17 protein-coding genes are annotated in these 19,347 nt (G+C 36.5%); 8 read left to right on the top strand and 9 right to left on the bottom strand.

Annotation, left to right across the window (positions count from 1 at the left end; all coding sequences use genetic code 11):
- Positions 1 to 100: 100 nt before the first annotated feature.
- Genes coaE through ruvB form a run of 4 tightly spaced genes read right to left on the bottom strand, consistent with a single transcriptional unit; the run spans position 101 to position 3,262 of the window.
- Entirely contained in the window at positions 101 to 730 is a 630-nt protein-coding gene (gene coaE, locus J2T03_RS19130; RefSeq protein WP_306845363.1) for a dephospho-CoA kinase, read from the bottom strand.
- 9 nt (positions 731 to 739) lie between these two features.
- Positions 740 to 1,606 (bottom strand): MBL fold metallo-hydrolase, encoded by an 867-nt coding sequence (locus J2T03_RS19125; protein WP_306845361.1) that lies wholly within the window; start codon positions 1,604 to 1,606, stop codon positions 740 to 742.
- Between the two features lie 15 nt (positions 1,607 to 1,621).
- Positions 1,622 to 2,233, bottom strand: a complete 612-nt coding sequence (locus J2T03_RS19120; protein WP_307220934.1) for an FMN-binding negative transcriptional regulator — start codon at positions 2,231 to 2,233, stop codon at positions 1,622 to 1,624.
- Positions 2,234 to 2,239: 6 nt separating this feature from the next.
- On the bottom strand, positions 2,240 to 3,262 hold the full coding sequence (gene ruvB, locus J2T03_RS19115; RefSeq protein WP_307220932.1) for a Holliday junction branch migration DNA helicase RuvB: 1,023 nt from the start codon (positions 3,260 to 3,262) through the stop codon (positions 2,240 to 2,242).
- 190 nt (positions 3,263 to 3,452) lie between these two features.
- Between ruvB and J2T03_RS19110 the strand changes: the two genes are divergently transcribed.
- The 6 genes from J2T03_RS19110 (at position 3,453) to J2T03_RS19085 (ending at position 10,937) form a co-directional block, all read left to right on the top strand.
- Positions 3,453 to 3,821, top strand: a complete 369-nt coding sequence (locus J2T03_RS19110) for a four helix bundle protein (RefSeq protein WP_307220930.1) — start codon at positions 3,453 to 3,455, stop codon at positions 3,819 to 3,821.
- A 47-nt stretch (positions 3,822 to 3,868) separates the two neighbouring features.
- Complete coding sequence (gene hutI, locus J2T03_RS19105; RefSeq protein ID WP_307220928.1) at positions 3,869 to 5,095, top strand: imidazolonepropionase; 1,227 nt, start codon at positions 3,869 to 3,871, stop codon at positions 5,093 to 5,095.
- 3 nt (positions 5,096 to 5,098) lie between these two features.
- Positions 5,099 to 6,196, top strand: coding sequence for a DUF695 domain-containing protein (locus J2T03_RS19100; protein ID WP_307220926.1), 1,098 nt, complete (start codon positions 5,099 to 5,101; stop codon positions 6,194 to 6,196).
- A gap of 236 nt (positions 6,197 to 6,432) precedes the next feature.
- Complete coding sequence (locus J2T03_RS19095; RefSeq protein ID WP_307220925.1) at positions 6,433 to 8,445, top strand: BCCT family transporter; 2,013 nt, start codon at positions 6,433 to 6,435, stop codon at positions 8,443 to 8,445.
- 137 nt (positions 8,446 to 8,582) lie between these two features.
- A complete protein-coding gene (gene hutG / locus J2T03_RS19090; protein WP_307220924.1) occupies positions 8,583 to 9,506 on the top strand; it encodes a formimidoylglutamase in 924 nt (307 codons plus the stop codon).
- A gap of 138 nt (positions 9,507 to 9,644) precedes the next feature.
- Positions 9,645 to 10,937, top strand: a complete 1,293-nt coding sequence (locus tag J2T03_RS19085; protein WP_307220922.1) for an aldehyde dehydrogenase family protein — start codon at positions 9,645 to 9,647, stop codon at positions 10,935 to 10,937.
- Between the two features lie 123 nt (positions 10,938 to 11,060).
- Here the strand turns inward: J2T03_RS19085 and pyk are convergent, their stop codons facing one another.
- Genes pyk through J2T03_RS19060 form a run of 5 tightly spaced genes read right to left on the bottom strand, consistent with a single transcriptional unit; the run spans position 11,061 to position 15,239 of the window.
- Positions 11,061 to 12,506 carry a pyruvate kinase gene (gene pyk / locus J2T03_RS19080; protein WP_306845346.1) on the bottom strand — a complete coding sequence of 482 codons (1,446 nt, stop codon included), beginning with the start codon at positions 12,504 to 12,506 and terminating at the stop codon, positions 11,061 to 11,063.
- Entirely contained in the window at positions 12,499 to 12,972 is a 474-nt protein-coding gene (locus J2T03_RS19075; protein ID WP_306845344.1) for an IPExxxVDY family protein, read from the bottom strand. Before J2T03_RS19075 ends, pyk begins: the two co-directional genes overlap by 8 nt.
- The gene (gene rnc / locus J2T03_RS19070; protein ID WP_307220921.1) at positions 12,950 to 13,711 is read right to left on the bottom strand and encodes a ribonuclease III; all 762 of its coding nucleotides are present in this window, start codon (positions 13,709 to 13,711) and stop codon (positions 12,950 to 12,952) included. Before rnc ends, J2T03_RS19075 begins: the two co-directional genes overlap by 23 nt.
- A gap of 9 nt (positions 13,712 to 13,720) precedes the next feature.
- The gene (gene fabF / locus J2T03_RS19065) at positions 13,721 to 14,965 is read right to left on the bottom strand and encodes a beta-ketoacyl-ACP synthase II (protein WP_111955414.1); all 1,245 of its coding nucleotides are present in this window, start codon (positions 14,963 to 14,965) and stop codon (positions 13,721 to 13,723) included.
- A gap of 34 nt (positions 14,966 to 14,999) precedes the next feature.
- The gene (locus J2T03_RS19060) at positions 15,000 to 15,239 is read right to left on the bottom strand and encodes an acyl carrier protein (protein WP_002976354.1); all 240 of its coding nucleotides are present in this window, start codon (positions 15,237 to 15,239) and stop codon (positions 15,000 to 15,002) included.
- A gap of 630 nt (positions 15,240 to 15,869) precedes the next feature.
- Between J2T03_RS19060 and J2T03_RS19055 the strand changes: the two genes are divergently transcribed.
- Positions 15,870 to 17,222 carry a hypothetical protein gene (locus J2T03_RS19055; RefSeq protein WP_111955410.1) on the top strand — a complete coding sequence of 451 codons (1,353 nt, stop codon included), beginning with the start codon at positions 15,870 to 15,872 and terminating at the stop codon, positions 17,220 to 17,222.
- 651 nt (positions 17,223 to 17,873) lie between these two features.
- Positions 17,874 to 19,307, top strand: a complete 1,434-nt coding sequence (locus tag J2T03_RS19050; protein WP_307220919.1) for a transcriptional regulator — start codon at positions 17,874 to 17,876, stop codon at positions 19,305 to 19,307.
- Positions 19,308 to 19,347 lie beyond the last annotated feature (40 nt).

The following is a 19,347-nucleotide window of genomic DNA, read 5'->3' as shown; positions in this document are numbered from 1 at the left end:
ATAAGCCCTCAGAAATGAGGGCTTATTTATTGCTGAAAGTTTTTTGTTTAAAAAAATTACATTAAAAACCTCGTTAGAAATTTTTCTAACGAGGTTTTTTTTATTCAATACTAAAGATGATCTGTTCAGTTTGTTCCTTAAGATCCTCCAGGTTGCTATTGTTATAGATAATGCAGTCTGCGAGTTTTATCTTATCTTTTTCCGGCATCTGCTTTTCCATGACAGATTCTACTTCGCGGTAAGTTTTCCCATCCCTGTCCATGACTCTTTTGGCTCTGATATTATCTTCAGCAGTGACCAAAAGAGATTTGTAACACTGCCGGTTCAGCTTTAATTCAAATAATAAAGCAGTTTCTTTAAAGACCAGATACTTAGTTTGTTTTTTAAGCCATTCTTCAAAATCAATCCGTACGGCAGGATGAATAATCTCATTTAATTCATGAAGCTGTTCCTTATTATTGAAAACTTTTTCTGCTACAAATTTTCTATCATATAGCCCATTTGCATCATAAGCTTTATCGCCCAGTAAACCTACTATTTTTACCTTTAAATCCTCACTCTCATTCACAATGGCTTTCGCCCTATCATCGGAATAGTAAACAGGAAATCCAAAGTCCTCAATAAAATGGGCTACAGTGGTCTTTCCTGAGCCTATACCACCGGTAAGACCGATCACCTTGGGTCCCGGTTCCGGTTCTGCTTGCTGTGTTTCTGAATGTAAATCTTCCATAATCAAAAATTAATAACCAAAAACATCATTAAAACTGTGAATTTCATCCAATCTTACCCCTTTTTCAGTCATTTTAAGACTCGCCAGTTCATTGTGGGCATCATGTTCAAAGAACAGAAGATATTCATTGTCTATACACTGTTTCAGGAACTTTCCTTTCTCTTCCAATGTCAAGAGAGGTCTTGTATCATATCCCATCACATAAACCTGATTAATATGCCCTGCGGTAGGAATAAGGTCGGCTGCAAAAACAATCGTTTTTTCCTGATATTGGATTACCGGAAGCATTTGTTTTTCCGTATGTCCGTCTACAAAAATCACATCCATTTTCAGGTCAGGAGCGAAACCGTAATTTCCCGTAGTAGGAAGAGGCAGAAAGTTAAGTTGTCCGCTTTCCTGCATCGGAAGAATATTCTCTTTCAGAAAGCTGGCTTTTTCTCTTGCATTCGGTTCTGTAGCCCATTGCCAGTGGTTTTCATTTGTCCAGAACTGAGCGTTTTTAAAAGCCGGTCTGTATCCCGTTCTGTCATCATTCCATTCAATAGCACCTCCGCAATGATCAAAGTGAAGATGCGTAAGGAATACATCCGTAATATCTTCTTTCACAAAACCGAATTTCTTTAAATTCTTATCAAGATTATCGTCTCCCCAAAGTGAATAGTGCCCGAAGAATTTATCATCTTGTTTATTTCCGAGACCACAGTCTACAAGGATCAGTTTCTTGCCGTCTTCTATAAGCAGGGATCTCGTTCCCAGTTCAATCAGGTTTCTTTCGTCTGCAGGATTGGTTTTTTCCCACAGACTCTTTGGGACGACCCCAAACATGGCACCGCCGTCCAGTTTAAATTTTCCACATTGTATTGGATATAGCTTCATATATATTTTTGATTATTATTTCTTTATTAATTTCATTTTCTCAGCAATTTTTCTTCCATTCTCATCCGAATTTTCAAGTTCAGAGATAATATTCTGATAATCACGATCTTTTCTGTTTTGAGAAAGCTTTTGCTTGATGAATATTTCTGTCGGAATTATTTTTAGTCCGAAAGCACCTTTCATTTCCTTCTCCACAAACTCTCTTCCCATATCTTTTACCATGACAGGACACTTCTGAAAACTTTCATACTTTGAAGTTAATTTTTCCAGATGCTGATAAAGTTCGTCATGATTCATCAGCTGCACTTTTCCATAGACCTGAACAGCTTCATAATTCCAGGTTGAAACATTCATATGATCATACCAGCTGCTCGAAATATAAGTATGAGCTCCCAGGAAATCACAAAGGACTTCATCTCCGTCCTTTAATATTTTTGCCTGAGGATTAGCTCTTGAGATATGAGTTTCTACATATACATTCTCAGGATCATCCTCATTAAACATCATCATAGAATGGGTGGCTCTTATTTTTTCAACGGAAGAAATAAGCAGGGCAAATGCATTATCCCTGATGATTTCTTTCATCAGATCATAATCTTCACTTCTGTATAATTTTGGAATAAACATAGACTGTTAAAATAATTCTCCCGGATTTCCCGGTCTGGATATGTTTAAATGCTTATAGGCTTTGTCGGTTACTTCTCTTCCTCTCGGTGTTCTGATGATAAATCCTTCCTGGATCAGAAAAGGTTCATAAACCTCTTCCAGGGTCTCAGGATTTTCAGCAATTGAGGTAGCAAGAGCGGAAATCCCAACCGGTTTTCCTTTAAAGTTTTCAATCATGACCCGCATAATCTTGTTATCCATTTCATCTAGGCCAAATTCATCCACATTGAGAGAATTCAATGCATATTTTGTAATGTTGATCTCAATTTCTCCGTTTCCTTTGATTTCGGCAAAATCACGTACCCTTCTCAGCAAAGCATTCGCAATCCTTGGCGTTCCGCGGCTTCTTCTGGCAATCTCTATCGCTGCATCTTCATAAATCTTACTCCCCAGAACCCTTGAGCTTCGCTGAATGATCATCGATAAAAGTTCAACCGAATAATATTCAAGCCTGCTTTGAATCCCAAATCTTGCCAGCATCGGCTTCGTTAGCATTCCACTTCTTGTGGTTGCCCCTACCAAAGTGAAAGGATTCAGGCCGATTTGCACACTCCTGGCATTAGGACCGGTTTCCAGCATAATATCTATCTTATAATCTTCCATGGCAGAATACAGATATTCTTCTACAACAGGAGACAGACGGTGAATCTCATCAATAAAAAGAACATCATTTTCTTCCAGATTTGTCAGCAATCCAGCTAAACTTCCTGGCTTATCCAAAACAGGACCGGAAGTGACCTTGCAGCTTACACCAAGCTCATTGGCAATAATATTGGCTAAAGTTGTTTTACCCAGACCTGGAGGACCATGCAGAAGAACATGATCAAGAGCACCACCCCGTCTTTTGGCAGCACTTACAAAGACTTCAAGGTTTTCCAAGGTTTTTCTCTGCCCGGCAAAGTCCTTAAAACTCTGCGGGCGGATCTGCTCCTCCTGCATAAGCTCTTCATGTGAGTAGTTTTCCTTATCTGGATGTAAAAAATCTGGCATTAATTCATTTCATTTACCTCAAAGATAGGAAATTTAGAATTAGATTGAGAAAATTCAGGGATTCAAAAAAGGATGATTGTAAGGCTGAGGTAAAGGCAAAGGTAAATACAATAGCTGAGGCTAAAGGTGATTTTGATTTAGTACATTGAGATATTTTAAGTATTTTTGAGAAGAAAAGCTACAGATTAAATTGATAAAAGATTTTACAGAAATGCCCGTTTGGCAAAAAGCAATTGAAATTGCCGAAAGATGTTTTCTTATATCTGCTGACTTACCTAAACAGGAAGATTATGCATTGACTTCACAACTGAGAAGATCTGCACAAAGTATTGCAGCAAATATTGCTGAAGGCTTTGGAAGAAGGACTGCTAAAGATAAAAGCAGATTTTATGATATTTCCAGAGGGTCAGCATTTGAAACTAAAAGTCATTTGATATACGGAAATAGAGTAAAATACTTTTCTGATAATGATTGTTTACAAATTCATATTCTAATTGATGAGGTAATATTTGATTTAAATAAAATTACCAATTATTTGAAAAATAACAGTCAATATTAATCTAAACCTAACTCTAAATCTCAGCTTTAATCTAAACCTAACTAAAAATGAAATTAATAGGACCTTTCAAGCAGATCATTACGTTGGCAGATCTTCCGTTAAGAGGAAAAATATCCGATGAGCAAATTGATATTATTACAGACGGAGGAATTTTGGTAGATAATGGCTTGATTAAGAAAGTTGGAAACTTTAAGATGCTAAAGACTGAAAATCCGGGTACAGAAACGGAAATTATTGAAGGTGAACAGATTGCTCTCCCCGGATTTGTAGATTCACATACCCATATCTGTTTTGGAGGAAACCGTGCCAATGACTTTGCCATGCGTAATGCGGGGAAAACTTATCTTGAAATAGCAGAAAGTGGCGGTGGGATCTGGAGCTCTGTGCAGCACACAAGGAATGCTTCAGAAGAAGAATTATTAAAGACATTGGTAGAAAGAATCAGCTTCCTGATTTCATTAGGAATTACAACCGTTGAAATAAAAAGTGGCTATGGATTAGATGCCGCGAATGAGCTGAAAATGCTTAGAATCATTAAAAAAGCGCAAGGGCAGACAAAAGCAAGGCTGGTTCCAACCTGTCTTTCCGCCCACCTGAAACCTAGAGATTTTGATGGAAGCAATCAGGAATATTTAGAGTATATCCTTACAGATATTTTACCGAAAGTAAAAGAAGAAGGACTAGCACAGCGTGTAGATATATTTATAGAGAAATCTGCATTCCAGCCTGATGAAAGCAGGGATTTCCTGGTTAAAACTAAAGAATTAGGTTTTGATATTACCGTTCATGCGGATCAGTTTACACCGGGAAGTTCCCGAATCGCAGTGGAAGTGGGTGCAAAATCTGCAGATCACCTGGAAGCCACTATTGACGAAGATATTGAGTTTTTAGCACAATCGGATACTGTTGCTACGGCGCTTCCTGGAGCAAGTTTAGGATTGGGAGAAAAATTTACACCGGCCAGAAAACTGCTGGATGCCGGAGCTATTGTAGCCATTGCCAGCGACTGGAATCCGGGATCCGCACCAATGGGGAATTTAATTACCCAGGCTTCTATTTTGGCAACATTTGAAAAATTAACAACAGCTGAAGTATTGGCAGGAATTACATTTCGTGCTGCCCATGCGCTCGGTCTTGAAGATATAGGAAAGCTGGAAACGGGTAAAAAAGCAGATTTTGTAACGTTTAAAACAGATAATTTTCAGAACGTTCTTTACAATCAGGGAAGCCTGAATGCTGAAACTGTTTATATCAGCGGAAATCTTAGTCATTAGATTATGGGTATTTTTGATAAGATCTTAAGCAAAAAACAGCCGGAAAAAGAAACCAAAACCTATAAGGATTTTTGGGACTGGTTTTTGACAAAAGAAAAATTTTTTTTTGAAATTGTAAAAGGCAGAGAACATATTGAAGAGCAGTTCTTCGATATCATATCTCCTGAGCTTACCAAAATAAATGATGGTTACTATTTTCTCTCAGGAATGTGTGATGAAGATACGGCGGAACTCATCATTACGGTAGAAGGTGACGTGAAAAAAATAATTTTCGCTGAAGAGCTTATTGCCGCAGCCCCTAAGATTGATCATTGGAAGTTTACAGCACTCAAGCCCGAAACGGATATTGAAAATATTGGACTGAAAATGGGCAGTTTAGAGTTTACAAAAAATAATATCTATTTTTATTCCAATGACATAAAAGGTTATCCGGATGAGATCGATCTGGTCTTTGTTTATGAAAACTTAGATGAAGAAAACAGAGAATCTGCTACGACAGGGATCTGTATTTTTCTGGATAACTTCCTGGGTGAATTGAATTTTGCTACGCAAATTGATACTTTCAGCATTATAAGCAAAAGTGAAGCGGAACAGGAACTTGTTCCCATAGAAAAATTAAAAGAATTTCTTCTTTGGAGAGAAAGGGAATTTACAGAAAAGTACAAAGATCTGGAGGTTTTGGAAAGTGAAGATCAGTTTTCTCTCCTTGAAGCCACCCTGGAAAACGGGATGCCACTTATGGCCACAGTGAATGCTTCTCTGTTAAAATATGATGCAAAAGCTTCTTATCCGTGGATCTCAGTCCTGAAGATTTTTTACGATGGAAAGAACAATAATGGTTTTCCGGAAGAAGCAGATTACAATACAATGAATGCCATTGAGGATTATGCGATAGAGCATCTTAGCTCAAAAGATGGTCATCTGTATATTGGCAGGGAAACGGCAGACAATTCCAAAAGCATTTATTTTGCAAGCAAAGATTTCAGGCGGTCTTCTAAAGTTTTTGATCAGATCATAAAAGAAAATCCTCAATATAAAATTTCACTGGAAATTTATAAAGATAAGTACTGGCAGAGTTTTGAACACTACAATGTAAATTAAAGAATATTCATTTTTTTGTATGGCAAATTAAGCGGAATACAGCCTTAGGCTTTTATTTTTTATTTAAGTTTTCTTATATTGTGACCTCATTACTGTTGATTCATTGTATAAAACAGTAATTTTCTATAGTTCTTAAGTACACCCCTGAAAAGGAAAATAATGCAGTCATATTATTCTTTGAGTACTTCTGCCGGGGCTATGCCTGTCTGTCAATATTAATCCGAAAAATAAATTTGATGAAGTTTAAAAACGTACAATCTACTTTCAACAAGGGAGTTACAATTCCAAGTCTTATTTTTATTATTGGAACATGTTTTCTTTCCGCTCTATATCCTAAGCCGACGGAAAGTGTCCTGAATGAGATTAAACAGTTCATATTTATTAATCTGAACTGGGTGTATGTCTGGGCGGTTACGCTGTTTGTGATCTTTTTAGTTTATCTGCTGTTCAGTAAATATGCGAATATAAAGCTGGGAACTAACGACAGTAAACCGGAATATTCCTTTTTTTCATGGATATCAATGCTGTTTGCGGCAGGAATGGGAATCGGGTTGATTTACTTTAGTGTGGCAGAACCTATGCAGCACTATTCTTCCGAAGTTTTTGCAGATAATCATTATGTCAGCAGAGCAAAGCAAGCACAATTATACACCTTTTTTCACTGGGGAATTCATGCCTGGGCCATTTATGGAGTTGTAGGGCTTTCCTTATCGTACTTTGCATATCGTTACAGATTACCTCTTTCCTTACGAAGCTGCTTTTATCCGTTGCTGAAAGATAAGATTAATGGCAGGTGGGGAAATGCAATTGATGTTTTTGCATTATGCTGTACATTCTTTGGACTGACCACTACCTTAGGATTTGGAGTGGTACAGATCAGTTCAGGCTTGAATATACTCCATATTACTGCGGAAAACAGTTTTACCAATCAGGTGATTATTGTGATCAGCCTTATTGCTCTTTCTGTATTTTCAGCGATTAGCGGAGTGGATAAAGGCGTAAAGATTTTAAGCAATATCAATGTAATGAGTGTGATTGTGCTCTTACTTTTTGTACTGATATTAGGTCCGACGGTATATCTGATAGGAAGCTTTACCGATGGGTTGGGAAACTATATCAATAATTTTTTTAATCTTACTTTCAACACCCATGTTTACGAAAAAAATGCATTACCATGGTTCTATGACTGGACCATTTTATACTGGGCATGGTGGATTTCATGGTCGCCATATGTAGGATTATTTATCGCCCGAATTTCCAAAGGACGTACCATTAGAGAATTTATTCTCGCAGTTTTAGTACTTCCTACATTATTCAATTTTATCTGGATGTCCGTGTTTGGGAACAGTGCCATCTGGTTCGATCTGAATGTTGCTAACGGGAAATTAAGTGAACTGGCATCCGATCCTGATGCACTGATGTTCCGGTTTTTAGAATATATGCCCTTATCAACCCTGACCGGATTTTTTGTTATTGCCATCATTATTATTTTCTTTGTGACATCCGCCGATTCGGGAATATTCGTAATGAACAGTATAGCTACCAAAAATGCTAAAAAATCTCCTAAGTGGCAGGTTGTATTCTGGGGTATTTTGCTTGCTGTACTTTCCCTTTTGTTATTAAATGCCGGGGGATTAAAGGCCCTGCAAAGTATGACTTTAATTACAGCATTGCCCTTTTCAATCATAGTTCTTTTATTTATAGTAAGCTTGATGAAGGGATTGATCATTGACCAGAAATATTATGATACCAACTTTTCGGCTTCCACCGTTCCCTGGTCGGGTGAATTTTGGAGAGAACGTTTAAAAAACATTGTTTCCTTTAAAGATAATTCTTCAGTAGATCATTTTATTCAGGTTAAAACAAAAGAAGCCTTTACGGATCTGCAGCAGGAATTTGCAGCCAACGGAATTGAAGCAAAAATAAATCATTATGAAAATCCTGCCAGAATAGAAATAGAGATTCACCAGGGAGTCGTCAATAATTTCATTTATGGGATTGAAAATAAAGTGAAAACCGTTTCCGAATATATGATCAAAGAAGAGAATCTTCCTGATCTGGAGGATAATAAAACCCACTACCCGAGATCCTATTTCGGAGATGGGAGAGAAGGATATGATGTGCAGTATTTTACAAAAAATGAGCTGATTTCCGATGTACTCAAGCATTATGAACGATTCCTGGAAATTGTTTCAGAAGAACGCAATGAAATGTTCATAAGCAGTAATGCCAATCAGAAAAAAGAATGATTTAAGATAAGTATATGATAGGAATGACGGATGTCATGGAGCGGTTATGAAATTGAACACAGGAGCATTTTAATATCTAAACAATATTATTTAGATTTACTGGATAAAACGCAGTAATTAAAATTTAATTTAGATCTATGTTTCAGGACACTTGGCAAGGCAGATTAGACGGAGAAGAACCTCTTTTCCACAGAATATTTCAAAGAGTTAAAAAAGAACATAATTACGATAATATTAAAGCAGATGATTTTGTTCTGCATGGCTTTGCGGTGGATGAAGGCGTGAGACGGAATAAAGGACGGCAGGGCGCCAAAGATGCCCCCGATGTAATCCGAAAAAATATGTCTAATTTCCCCGTGATCCTGCCGGATTTTTCCCTTCTTGATTTCGGAAATATAACCTGTGAAGACAGCGATCTTGAAAGCACCCAGAACAGCCTTGCGAAAAATGTTTCGAAAGTTTTGCTGAAAGGAGGGAAATCACTTGTTTTAGGCGGAGGCCATGAAGTAACCTATGGCCACTATTTAGGCGTAAAAACAGCTTTTCCGGAACAGAAGATCGGGATCATCAACATAGATGCTCATTTTGATAACAGGCAGCCGGAAAAAGGAATAGGAGCAAGCTCAGGAACCGGATTCTGGCAAATTGCACAGGAAGGGCAGATCAACTCACTTCATATCGGGATCCAGAGAAATTCAAATACCCTGAAGCTTTTTGATACGGCCCATCAGTACGGAATGAAATATATCCTTGCCGATGAACTCTTTTTTGAAAACCTTCCTTCCATCTATCAGCGTATTGATGAGTTGGCGGAGAGTGTAGATTTTGTCTATCTTACGATCTGTATGGATGTTTTCAATGCATCGATCGCTCCCGGAGTTTCCGCTTCTGCTTACAACGGGATCTTTGCAGATACACCTTTTATGCATTTTTACAGACACATTTTAAAAAGCAAAAAACTTATAGCACTTGATGCAGCAGAAGTTAATCCATCACTTGATATTCAGGATAGAACAGCCCGCCTGGCCGCATGTCTTGTGAATGAATGGTTTATGATCTGAAGATAAAATTATATTATTTCGATAGAGAAAAAACATTATTTTATTTAGCCTTAAGGAATAAAATTTGTTACTTTCACACTGCTTTTAGAGTAAAGCATTAATAAATTCATTTTGTGAATTTGAAACAGAAATTAGATTATGGAACAGTTAATTGAAAATAAGCTTATTAAAGCAGATAAGACATTTTCAGAATGGAGAAAAGTACCGTTTGAAGAAAAGCAGAAGCTGATTGCAAAGGCGGCAGAAATTTTAAAGAACAATTCAGAAAAATTCGGCAGGATCATCACAACTGAAATGAATAAGCCTATTTCAGAGTCGATTGCTGAAGTTGAAAAATGTGCCTTAATGATGAATTATTATGCAGGTGCTCAAAATGTTTTAAAACCTGAAAAAATTGAATCTGAATTTTCCTATTCTGAAGTTCACTATGTTCCGAAAGGTGTTATTTTAGGCGTTATGCCCTGGAATTTTCCTTTCTGGCAGGTATTGAGATTTGCTGTTCCTGCAATTTTGGCTGGAAATACAGTAGTTCTGAAACACGCTTCAATTTGTTTCGGAAGCGGGAATGCAATTGTAGAGGTTCTTTTAGAGGCCGGTTTTCCGGAAGGAGTTTTCCAGAACCTGGAAGTAGGGCATAAAGCTGTAAAAGAAATTCTTGAGCACGATGCTGTAAAAGGAGTAAGCCTTACAGGCAGCGGAAAAGCTGGTGGAGAAGTAGCTTCAATCGCCGGTTTAAATATCAAAAAATCCTTATTGGAATTAGGAGGAAGCGATGCCTTCATTATTTTTAATGATGCAGATTTAGAAGAAGCGGCAAAAGCAGGAGTAAAATCCAGACTTCAAAATTGCGGGCAAACCTGTACTGCTGCTAAAAGATTTATTATTGATGAAAAAATTGAAGATGAATTTTTGTTGAAATTCATTGAGGAATATAAAACTTATGAAGTTGGAGATCCTTTAAATAAGGAAACCAAACTAGCGGGAATGGCAAGACCGGATCTGGCCGACGAGTTGGAAGCTCAATTCAACCGGGCATTGGAAAATGGTGCTGAAATCATTATTCCTTTGGAAAGAATTTCTGAAAATGAATTTAAGCCAGGTTTAATTCGTGTTCAGGAGGGAAATCCTATTTTAAAAGAAGAGCTTTTTGGACCTCTTGGAATGGTCATGATTGCTAAAAGCGATGAAGAAGCTTTACAAATGGCTAATGATATTCCTTTTGGACTCTCAAATTCCGTTTGGACGAAAAAAGCAGACCGTCAGTTATTTTTTATTGAAAACTTGGAATCAGGAACGGTAAATATTAACAGAATGACGAGCTCTGACCCACGCTTCCCATTTGGAGGAACTAAATCTTCCGGTTATGGAACCGAGCTGTCATTGCTGGCTTTAAGAGAATTTGTTACTGCTAAAACTATTGTGGGAAATTAATTTGTATAATGTAAAAGCATAATATATTAATGTAACCTATAGTTATTAATATAAAAAAAGTCCCGAAGTATCTATTTTCGGGACTTTTTTGTATGGTGGTCAAAAAGTAATTTGCTTATTGCTCTAAACTGTTGTCAGTCTCAATGTATTCGTCTTTCCTCCTTCATAAGATGGCGTAGCATTGATATTGATCACAAAGTCTCCACTTTCAATATAACCGTGATTATGGGTCAGCATATTAACCTGAATGATTGTTTCGTCAGTAGACTTTTTCATGTCATAATAAAAGGCATGAACTCCCCAAAGAAGGTTCAGCATAGTGATCACTCTTCGGTTTCCACTGTATACGATGATATGTGAATTCGGTCTGTGTGCTGCAAGCTGGAATGCTGTATATCCTGAATGTGTTAGCGTAACAATAGCAGAAACATTGGTAGTTTTAGCAATTCTTACTGCTGCAAGACATACCCTGTTGGTAATGAATCTTTCATCAATACAGTTATAGTCTTTTTCGATAGGTTCGTTTTTATGCTGATAAAAATGAGTCTTTTCAATGTTCTGTACGATTTTTGACATGTTTTCAACTACCTGAACTGGATATCTTCCTACAGAAGTTTCTCCGGAAAGCATTACCGCATCCGCACCGTCCAATACAGAGTTGGCAACGTCATTTACCTCCGCTCTTGTCGGCGTAAGGCTGTTGATCATTGTTTCCATCATCTGTGTAGCAATAATTACCGGTTTTGAATAGAATCTTGCTTTCTCTACCAGGTTTTTCTGGATAGCAGGAACTTCTTCCATCGGAACTTCCACACCAAGGTCCCCACGGGCAACCATCAATCCGTCACATTCCAATAAGATTTCGTCAATATTTTTAACGCCCTCAGGTTTTTCGATCTTAGCAATAATCGGAGTTTTGAATTTCCCGTTTGGATGGCTGTCGATCAGCTTTTTCAGGTCTATAATATCCTGTGCATGTCGTACGAAAGAAAGCGCGATCCAGTCAACCTCCATGTCAAGCATGAAATTAGCGTCCTGAACGTCTTTTTCCGTAAGGGCAGGAAGAGAGACATTGGTATTCGGCAAGTTTACCCCTTTCTTAGAGCTCAGAGGCCCCCCTTGAATAGTCTTTGCCTTTACCGTATCTATTTGGTTGGTTTCAATAACCTCCAGCATCAGCTTTCCGTCATCAATAAGGATTCTTTCCCCAACTTTTACATCTTGAGGAAACTGCTGATAGGTCATGTAAACCTTAGTGGAATCGCCCTCGATTTTTTCATTCGTAAATGTAAGGATATCTCCAGGGTTCAGATAAGAACCTTCCTTTACAACACCTACTCTCAGCTTTGGCCCCTGAAGGTCCCCCAGGATACCCACGGAAAAACCATATTCCTGGTTAAGCTCTCTGATAATTTCAATATTACTTCGAACTAATTCGTAATCTGCATGTGAAAAATTTATTCTGAAAATATCAACACCCGCTTTCATTAGTCCTAACATTACCTCCTTCGATGAGGAAGCAGGCCCTAGTGTTGCAATAATTTTTGTCTTCTTTAAATACTTATTCATAATACTGGATAATTTGATAAAGTTCTTCTTCAGAACCTAATATATAGTCTTGTATCGGAAATACAAGATTTTCCGGGAGCAAAATTACGGAAAAATCAGGAATTTGTTCCGAAGAATGCAGAATATATTCCACATCTACCTGATTATTTAATAAAAATTTAATGTTTTCTTCTTCTGTGAAGAGCTCGGTCTGCAGTTTTTTTTGCTTACTTTCCGAAGACCGGTTTGAAATAAATGTAAAACATGTCTTTGTAAACTTGTGATAAGCCTCAAATCTCTGGAAATAATAATCATAATAAGCCCCGTGAATGATCACATCTTTCTTTCTGGAAAAGGCAAGGCCGTTGATTTGATTTATTTGGTAGAAAAACTCATGAGCAGGTATATCTTTTGCTAATCTTACCAATCCTATGGTAATATCTTCAAATTCTATATCATCCAGATCATAAAGTTTTTGAATTTCCAAGTATGTTTTCTTTTTTGTTTAAAATATAAAATGCTCTTTGTGCTGCCTTTTCTTCTGCTTTCTTTTTGGAAGTTTCCGTCGCATTGGCGATTTTTTCTGCTCCCAGCCAGACGTGACATCTGAATACTATTGCTTTATTGGGTTGGACCTCTTCACAGGTCTCATATTTTATATTTACTTTTTTCTTCTGACTCCATTCAAGAAGAAGACCTTTATAGCTTACAATTTTGTTCTCAAGCTTGTTAATTTCAGTAGGCGTCAGTAATCTTTCCAGGATGATCTTCTTACAGGCATCGTAATGAAAATCCAGATAAACAGCACCAATAAGCGCCTCAAATAAATTTCCGGAAATGTTTTCTCCCAATGCTGCGGATCCCTGCTTCTGCAAAAGATCGATAAGCTTCAGGTCTTCTCCTAATTTATTAAGATTCTTCCTATTAACAATTTTAGATTTCATCTGTGTCAGATATCCTTCATTAGCCTGAGGATAGGTCTGGAACAGATGACAGGAAATAATTGTACCCAAAACAGAATCTCCCAAAAATTCAAGCCTCTCGTAATTGCAGTCTTGATTTTTAGAAGAACTTTTTAAAGAAAAAGCTTCACGGTAAAGAGCAATATTCTGAACCTCCGCACCCAGCATTTTTTTCAGCTCGGTACTAAGGAAATAGTCTCTCTCCGTTAATTTTCTTTTTCTTTGTTTGAGAAGGAATTTAGAAAAGTATTTCTGTAACTCCATTCATTGAATTTAGATTTTCTTAAATAGAACGCAAGCGTTATGCCCGCCAAATCCAAAAGTATTGCTCATGGCTACTTTCACATCTTTCTTAACAGCGTTGTTGAATGTGAAATTCAGTCTGCTGTCAATATTTTCATCATCAGTAAAATGGTTGATGGTAGGCGGAACAATACCATGAATAATAGTTCCTAATGCAGCGATAGCTTCAATTACTCCGGCAGCTCCCAGAAGGTGTCCGGTCATTGATTTTGTAGAATTAATCTGAATATCAAAAGCGTGCTCGCCCAGTAATTTTGAAATTGCGTTGGATTCTGCAATATCTCCTAATGGAGTAGAGGTACCATGCATGTTGATATGGTCTACTTCATCAGCAGTTAAGCCTGCGTCTTCCAAACAGTTTTTCATTACCAGATAAGCTCCCAGTCCTTCAGGATGCGGGGCAGTCATGTGATGTGCATCTGCACTCATCCCGCCACCTTGTAATTCTGCATAAATTGTAGCACCACGTTTTACTGCGTGCTCATATTCCTCAAGGATGATACATCCTGCTCCTTCGCCCAACACAAAGCCATCTCTGTCTTTGTCAAAAGGTCTTGAAGCTGTTTTAGGATCGTCATTTCTTGTAGAAAGTGCCATCATCGCATTAAATCCACCGACACCACTTGCTGTTACGGCTGCTTCAGAGCCTCCGCATACAATAACATCTGCTTTTCCAAGCTGGATAATCATCTTGGAATCAATTAAAGCGTTGGCTGAAGATGCACAGGCAGATACCGTAGTATAATTCGGCCCGTGAAAGCCATACTCTATTGAAATATGTCCAGGAGTGATATCCGCGATCATCTTAGGAATAAAGAATGGGTTGAATCTTGGAATTTCCGTGTTCGCCCATCCTAAAACCTCAGTTTCAAAAGTTTCTAAACCTCCGATTCCTGACCCCCAGATTACACCGACTCTGTTTTTATCTACATTGTCTTCCATAATCCTGGAGTGCGCTACCGCTTCTCTTGCAGCTACCAGCCCAAGCTGGGTATTCCGGTCCATTTTTTTAGCTTCCTTCTTATCGAAATGCTGTAATGGATCGAAGCCTTTCACCTCGCAAGCGAATTTAGTTTTAAAGTTTTTGGCATCAAAAAGAGTAATCGGAGCAGCACCGCTCTCACCTTTAAGAAGATTTTCCCAGTATTCTTTTGCATTATTTCCAATCGGTGTTATTGCGCCAAAACCGGTTACAACTACTCTTTTTAATTCCATAAACTTTTAAAATTTTCTTTTTTGTTGAAGAATATTATTTATTTACTACTTCTTCGATGTAAGCGATAGCGTGCCCTACAGTAGTAATTTTTTCAGCCTGGTCATCAGGGATTTGAATATTGAATTCTTTTTCAAATTCCATGATTAACTCAACTGTATCCAATGAGTCAGCTCCTAAATCGTTAGTGAAGCTAGCTTCAGGAGTTACTTCTGTTTCTTCAACGTCAAGCTTATCAGCGATGATAGCTTTTACTCTTGATGCAATGTCTGACATAGTAAATTATTTTTTTAATTGTTAGATGGTGCAAATATATAAAATTCTTCACGATAAAACATTTTTTTAGTCTTTTTTGTGGACTAGAAGCTTTCATTTTAGTTTGTTTGGTTTTAGTCTTTTAGTTTTCAGATGGTTATGTTAGGGTGTCTGCTGATGCGAAATTGAAAAGTCATTGATTAAAATAATTCCATTCATTTTTTAAGCTCCTATTTTCCTTACTTATCAGCATCTTATTAAATTGAAATTATTCAGTAATTCTAAAGCTTGCATTGTTTTACCATAAAACTTATATACTATTCAAGATACTATTCTGTTTCTTATGCAGTAGTGTAAATCTGCTTTTTAATTTAAAAAATCCATTTTTAATGAAAATATAAGCTTCTGAAATAATCTTATATTCTAGATTTTTAAAGTTCAATTTTAATAATAATAAGAAAAGTTTCTCATTTTGAATGAGTTGGTCAATGTTGTGTGTTAGTGAATAATTGTTTTGATTTCCAGATAGTTGTAAAACTGGCGTAGATTTGAAGTAGCGCTTTTTTTGCATGTTGTCCGGATTTGAAATTTACTTTGCCAAAAATTATTCAAACAAAAAAGTTTAATTAATAACTTTTAATTTCAAACACTATGACGAAAAAATTATTATTAGCAGCAACTATTGCTGTCTCCTCTATTGCGTATGGACAGGTCGGAATCAATACCGCAACTCCCAAAGCAACGCTGGATGTAACATCCACGCCTGCAGATCTTACAAAAACTGATGGTTTTATTGCTCCAAGATTAACAGGAACTGAACTGAAAGCAAAAGATGCCAATTATGATGTTCCACAAACCGGAACCATTATTTATGTTACCCAAGCATTACTCCCTATTGATACAACAACAAAAACAGCCAATGTGACTGCTGTTGGTTATTATTATTTTGATGGTAGTTTATGGAAAGCCTTAACAAGCGGAGGTCAAGAGCCCTGGAACATTTCTGGAACCAATACCCAGGCTTCTGCCAATACCCAAGACATTTATCAGATGGGCAAAGTAGGAATTGGGGTTAATCCCGGAACTTCTCCGGCTGCTAATCTTCAGATTATGGAAACTACAAGCTCAGGAGATACGGGAAATTCAACAGGTGTTGACAATACATTAATTAGTAACAAGTTAGGATTTAAGTTTGGATTCAATAATCAAATCTATGACAGCTCTACATCCGGATCATTTTCAACCTATGGATTGAATAACTCTATTACTGCATCACCGGCATCTTCAGGGTCTTCTTCTTATTATGGTGTGAATAACTCGATTAACCTTAGTGATAGGAATATATCTCAAATGTATGCTTTTAGTACTTGGCCAACTATTACTGCAAACACTAATGATGTTACAGCATCGTATTTAAGATCTTATAATACCATTTTAATTGCAAGTGCTTCTGCTGGAAAATCACTTACTGTAAGCGGAGATATAAAAGGTGCACAATTGCGCGTAACTCTTGCAGGAGCGGGTAATATAACCTCTTTTGAAGCTATTGGTCTTGATGGAGCTTTGTATACTCAGGATGCAGGAGTCAGAAATATTACTTATGGAGCAGGATTGAGAAGCCAGATTAATTTGACGGGTACTGCGGCCAATAATAAGTTTACCAATCTTTATGGGCTTCACATCAATAGAGCTTCTAGGAATGCTACTCCTGCTAATGCATATGGTATTTATATTGACGACTTTACTTTTTCCGGAGGAACAGCTGCGACTAGTTACAACTTATATTCTAAAGGAGTGAGTACCAAAAACTATTTCGAAGGAAGAGTAGGTATCGGGGTTAATGCTCCCGCTGCACCACTTCATGTAGTAAAGCAGGCTTCAGATCTTACGCCTGCAATTATTGAGGGATGTAGTGACCTTCCAGATAACGCAGCAGCCATTGCAGCTGGGTTACCTATTGGGGCGTTGTACAGAACAGGTGATTTTCTAAAAGTGGTACACTAATTCTAGATTTTTTTTTTCATTTTTTACATATGTGTATTTGAATAGTGGCTGCTACAGCAGCCACTATTTTAAATTCTAAACAAAACTATGATCAGAATAAATAATAAAAAAAAGGTTGATCGCTGGATGTATTTTTATTTTTTCAGTATTTTATTAGAATTCTTTATATTGATAATGTCCTATTTACTTTGTGTAAGTTTCTTATACTTATATTGTATTCAGATTGTTATCTGTTTATTAATCATTTTTTTTCTGTTTCTGCTGCTTAATCTGAGATATATTGAAATAGAAAATTCTGAAGCAGTATTCAGTATAAAAGAATTTTATCCAATACGTATAGGATCCCTGTTGATGTTTTACAGGCAGGTAGAAATCCCTTTAACTGAAATTCATTCTGCCAAAGTGGATTTTGCAACAAAAAAACTTTTGATTTTTATTAATAGTAAAGCCGCCGAAAAAGTGGTAATCCAAATTTTTGTATTACAGTATATGACAGAGGGTAATTTACATACAATCAATAAATCTCTGAAAGATTCATTATAATGATTTACTATACATTATTTAGAATGCAAATTAAATGATATGGTTTTATTTAATTAAAGTGAAGTCTTTTTTTTAACTTTACTTACATCATAAATATGCATTAATACTATGTTGAAAAAAATACTTTTTCTGCTTTTCACAATTTCTGTTTCTGTACATCTTTTAGGACAAAAATATACCCCAAAAGAAATAGATAGTCTTGGTAAAATAGCAGCTTTTAGTATGACCAATAAAAAGGAAGCTTTACAACTGCTTTTTAAATACGTTGATATTGCTGGTGAAAGTGGGTATGAGAAGGAAGAAATGTATGCAATGTATCGTGCTTTAACTGTTTATTATGATATGGCAGAATACGAAAAACTAATAGAATATTCTCTAAGACTGGAAGATTATGCTCATAAACTTGGTTATCCGTTTTTTGAAATGCTGGCTATTCGTATGAGGGCAATATCTTATATGAAGTTGGGAGTTTATAATAAATCGGAAAGTTTGTTGAAGCAAGCCCTTGAAAAAGCCTCAAAACTAAAAGGAGATGAGATGTTTGCGGGAAAAGGATCATTATTTAGTGATCTGGTTATCCTCAAAAGTGAAATGAGATTATCTTATGATAAAAGTACATTAGTTTATCTTAAAGAAAGTTTGAAGTGGTATAATAAAATGCAGGATAAAGATAAAAAAGAAATATCCTTAATTCCAATGTATTCTAATATAGGGATGTATTTTTCCGAAGTTCATCAACTTGATTCTGCACGTTACTATAGCCGCAAAGCATTGAGGCTTTCCATTTCAAGAAAAGATACGGTAAATGTGGGTTTTATTTTTAGTAATATGGGTTCTTATTATTATAAGAGTGATGAACAGGATAGTGCTCTTTTCTATTTAAAGAAAGCTTTACCTATTACAAAATTGAGTGCAAGACCTTATCAATTGAAGGATGTTTATGATAATCTTGCTCTTGTTTATGAAAAACAAAAAGATTATAAAAATTCCTTGTTTTACAGAAATAAATATAAAAGTCTTGCTGACAGCTTACGTAATGTTGAAAAAATGGCTGTAAATAAAGAATCAATACGGGATAACGAAACAAGTAAACAGCAATCCGGTAGATTTTATATTATTTTAGGGCTTATTTTAAGTGTCTTATTGATCATGGTCTATTATGCAGTAAGATATTTTAAAAGATACCGAAAAGAAAGAAAGGAGAAGAAACAAAAGGAAGTGGTGATTTCTGATTTGGAAGATAAAATGAATGATGCTTTTGAAGAAGTAGTTCAATTAGCAAAATCAGATGATCCTGCTTTTCTTTTAAGATTTAAAGAGATTTATCCGGAATTTTATAAAAAACTATCAGAAACGTATCCTTTTCTCACTTCAGGACAGCTTAAATTTTGTGCATTGCTCCGTCTCAATTTTTCTACTAAAGAAATTGCTCATTATAATCACCTGACTATTCGGGGAATTGAAACCAAAAAAAACAGATTAAGGAAACAACTGGATATTCCTTCGCATGAAGACCTCAATAACTGGATGATGAAATTTTGAAAATTTCGTTTTAATATCTATATGGTATAACAAAATAAAA

It is taken from the genome of Chryseobacterium lathyri, from assembly GCF_030812195.1.
In the GTDB taxonomy this organism is placed as follows: domain Bacteria; phylum Bacteroidota; class Bacteroidia; order Flavobacteriales; family Weeksellaceae; genus Chryseobacterium; species Chryseobacterium lathyri_A.
The sequence above is the reverse complement of the archived record's forward strand: the minus strand, read 5'-3'. Positions and strand labels throughout refer to the sequence as shown.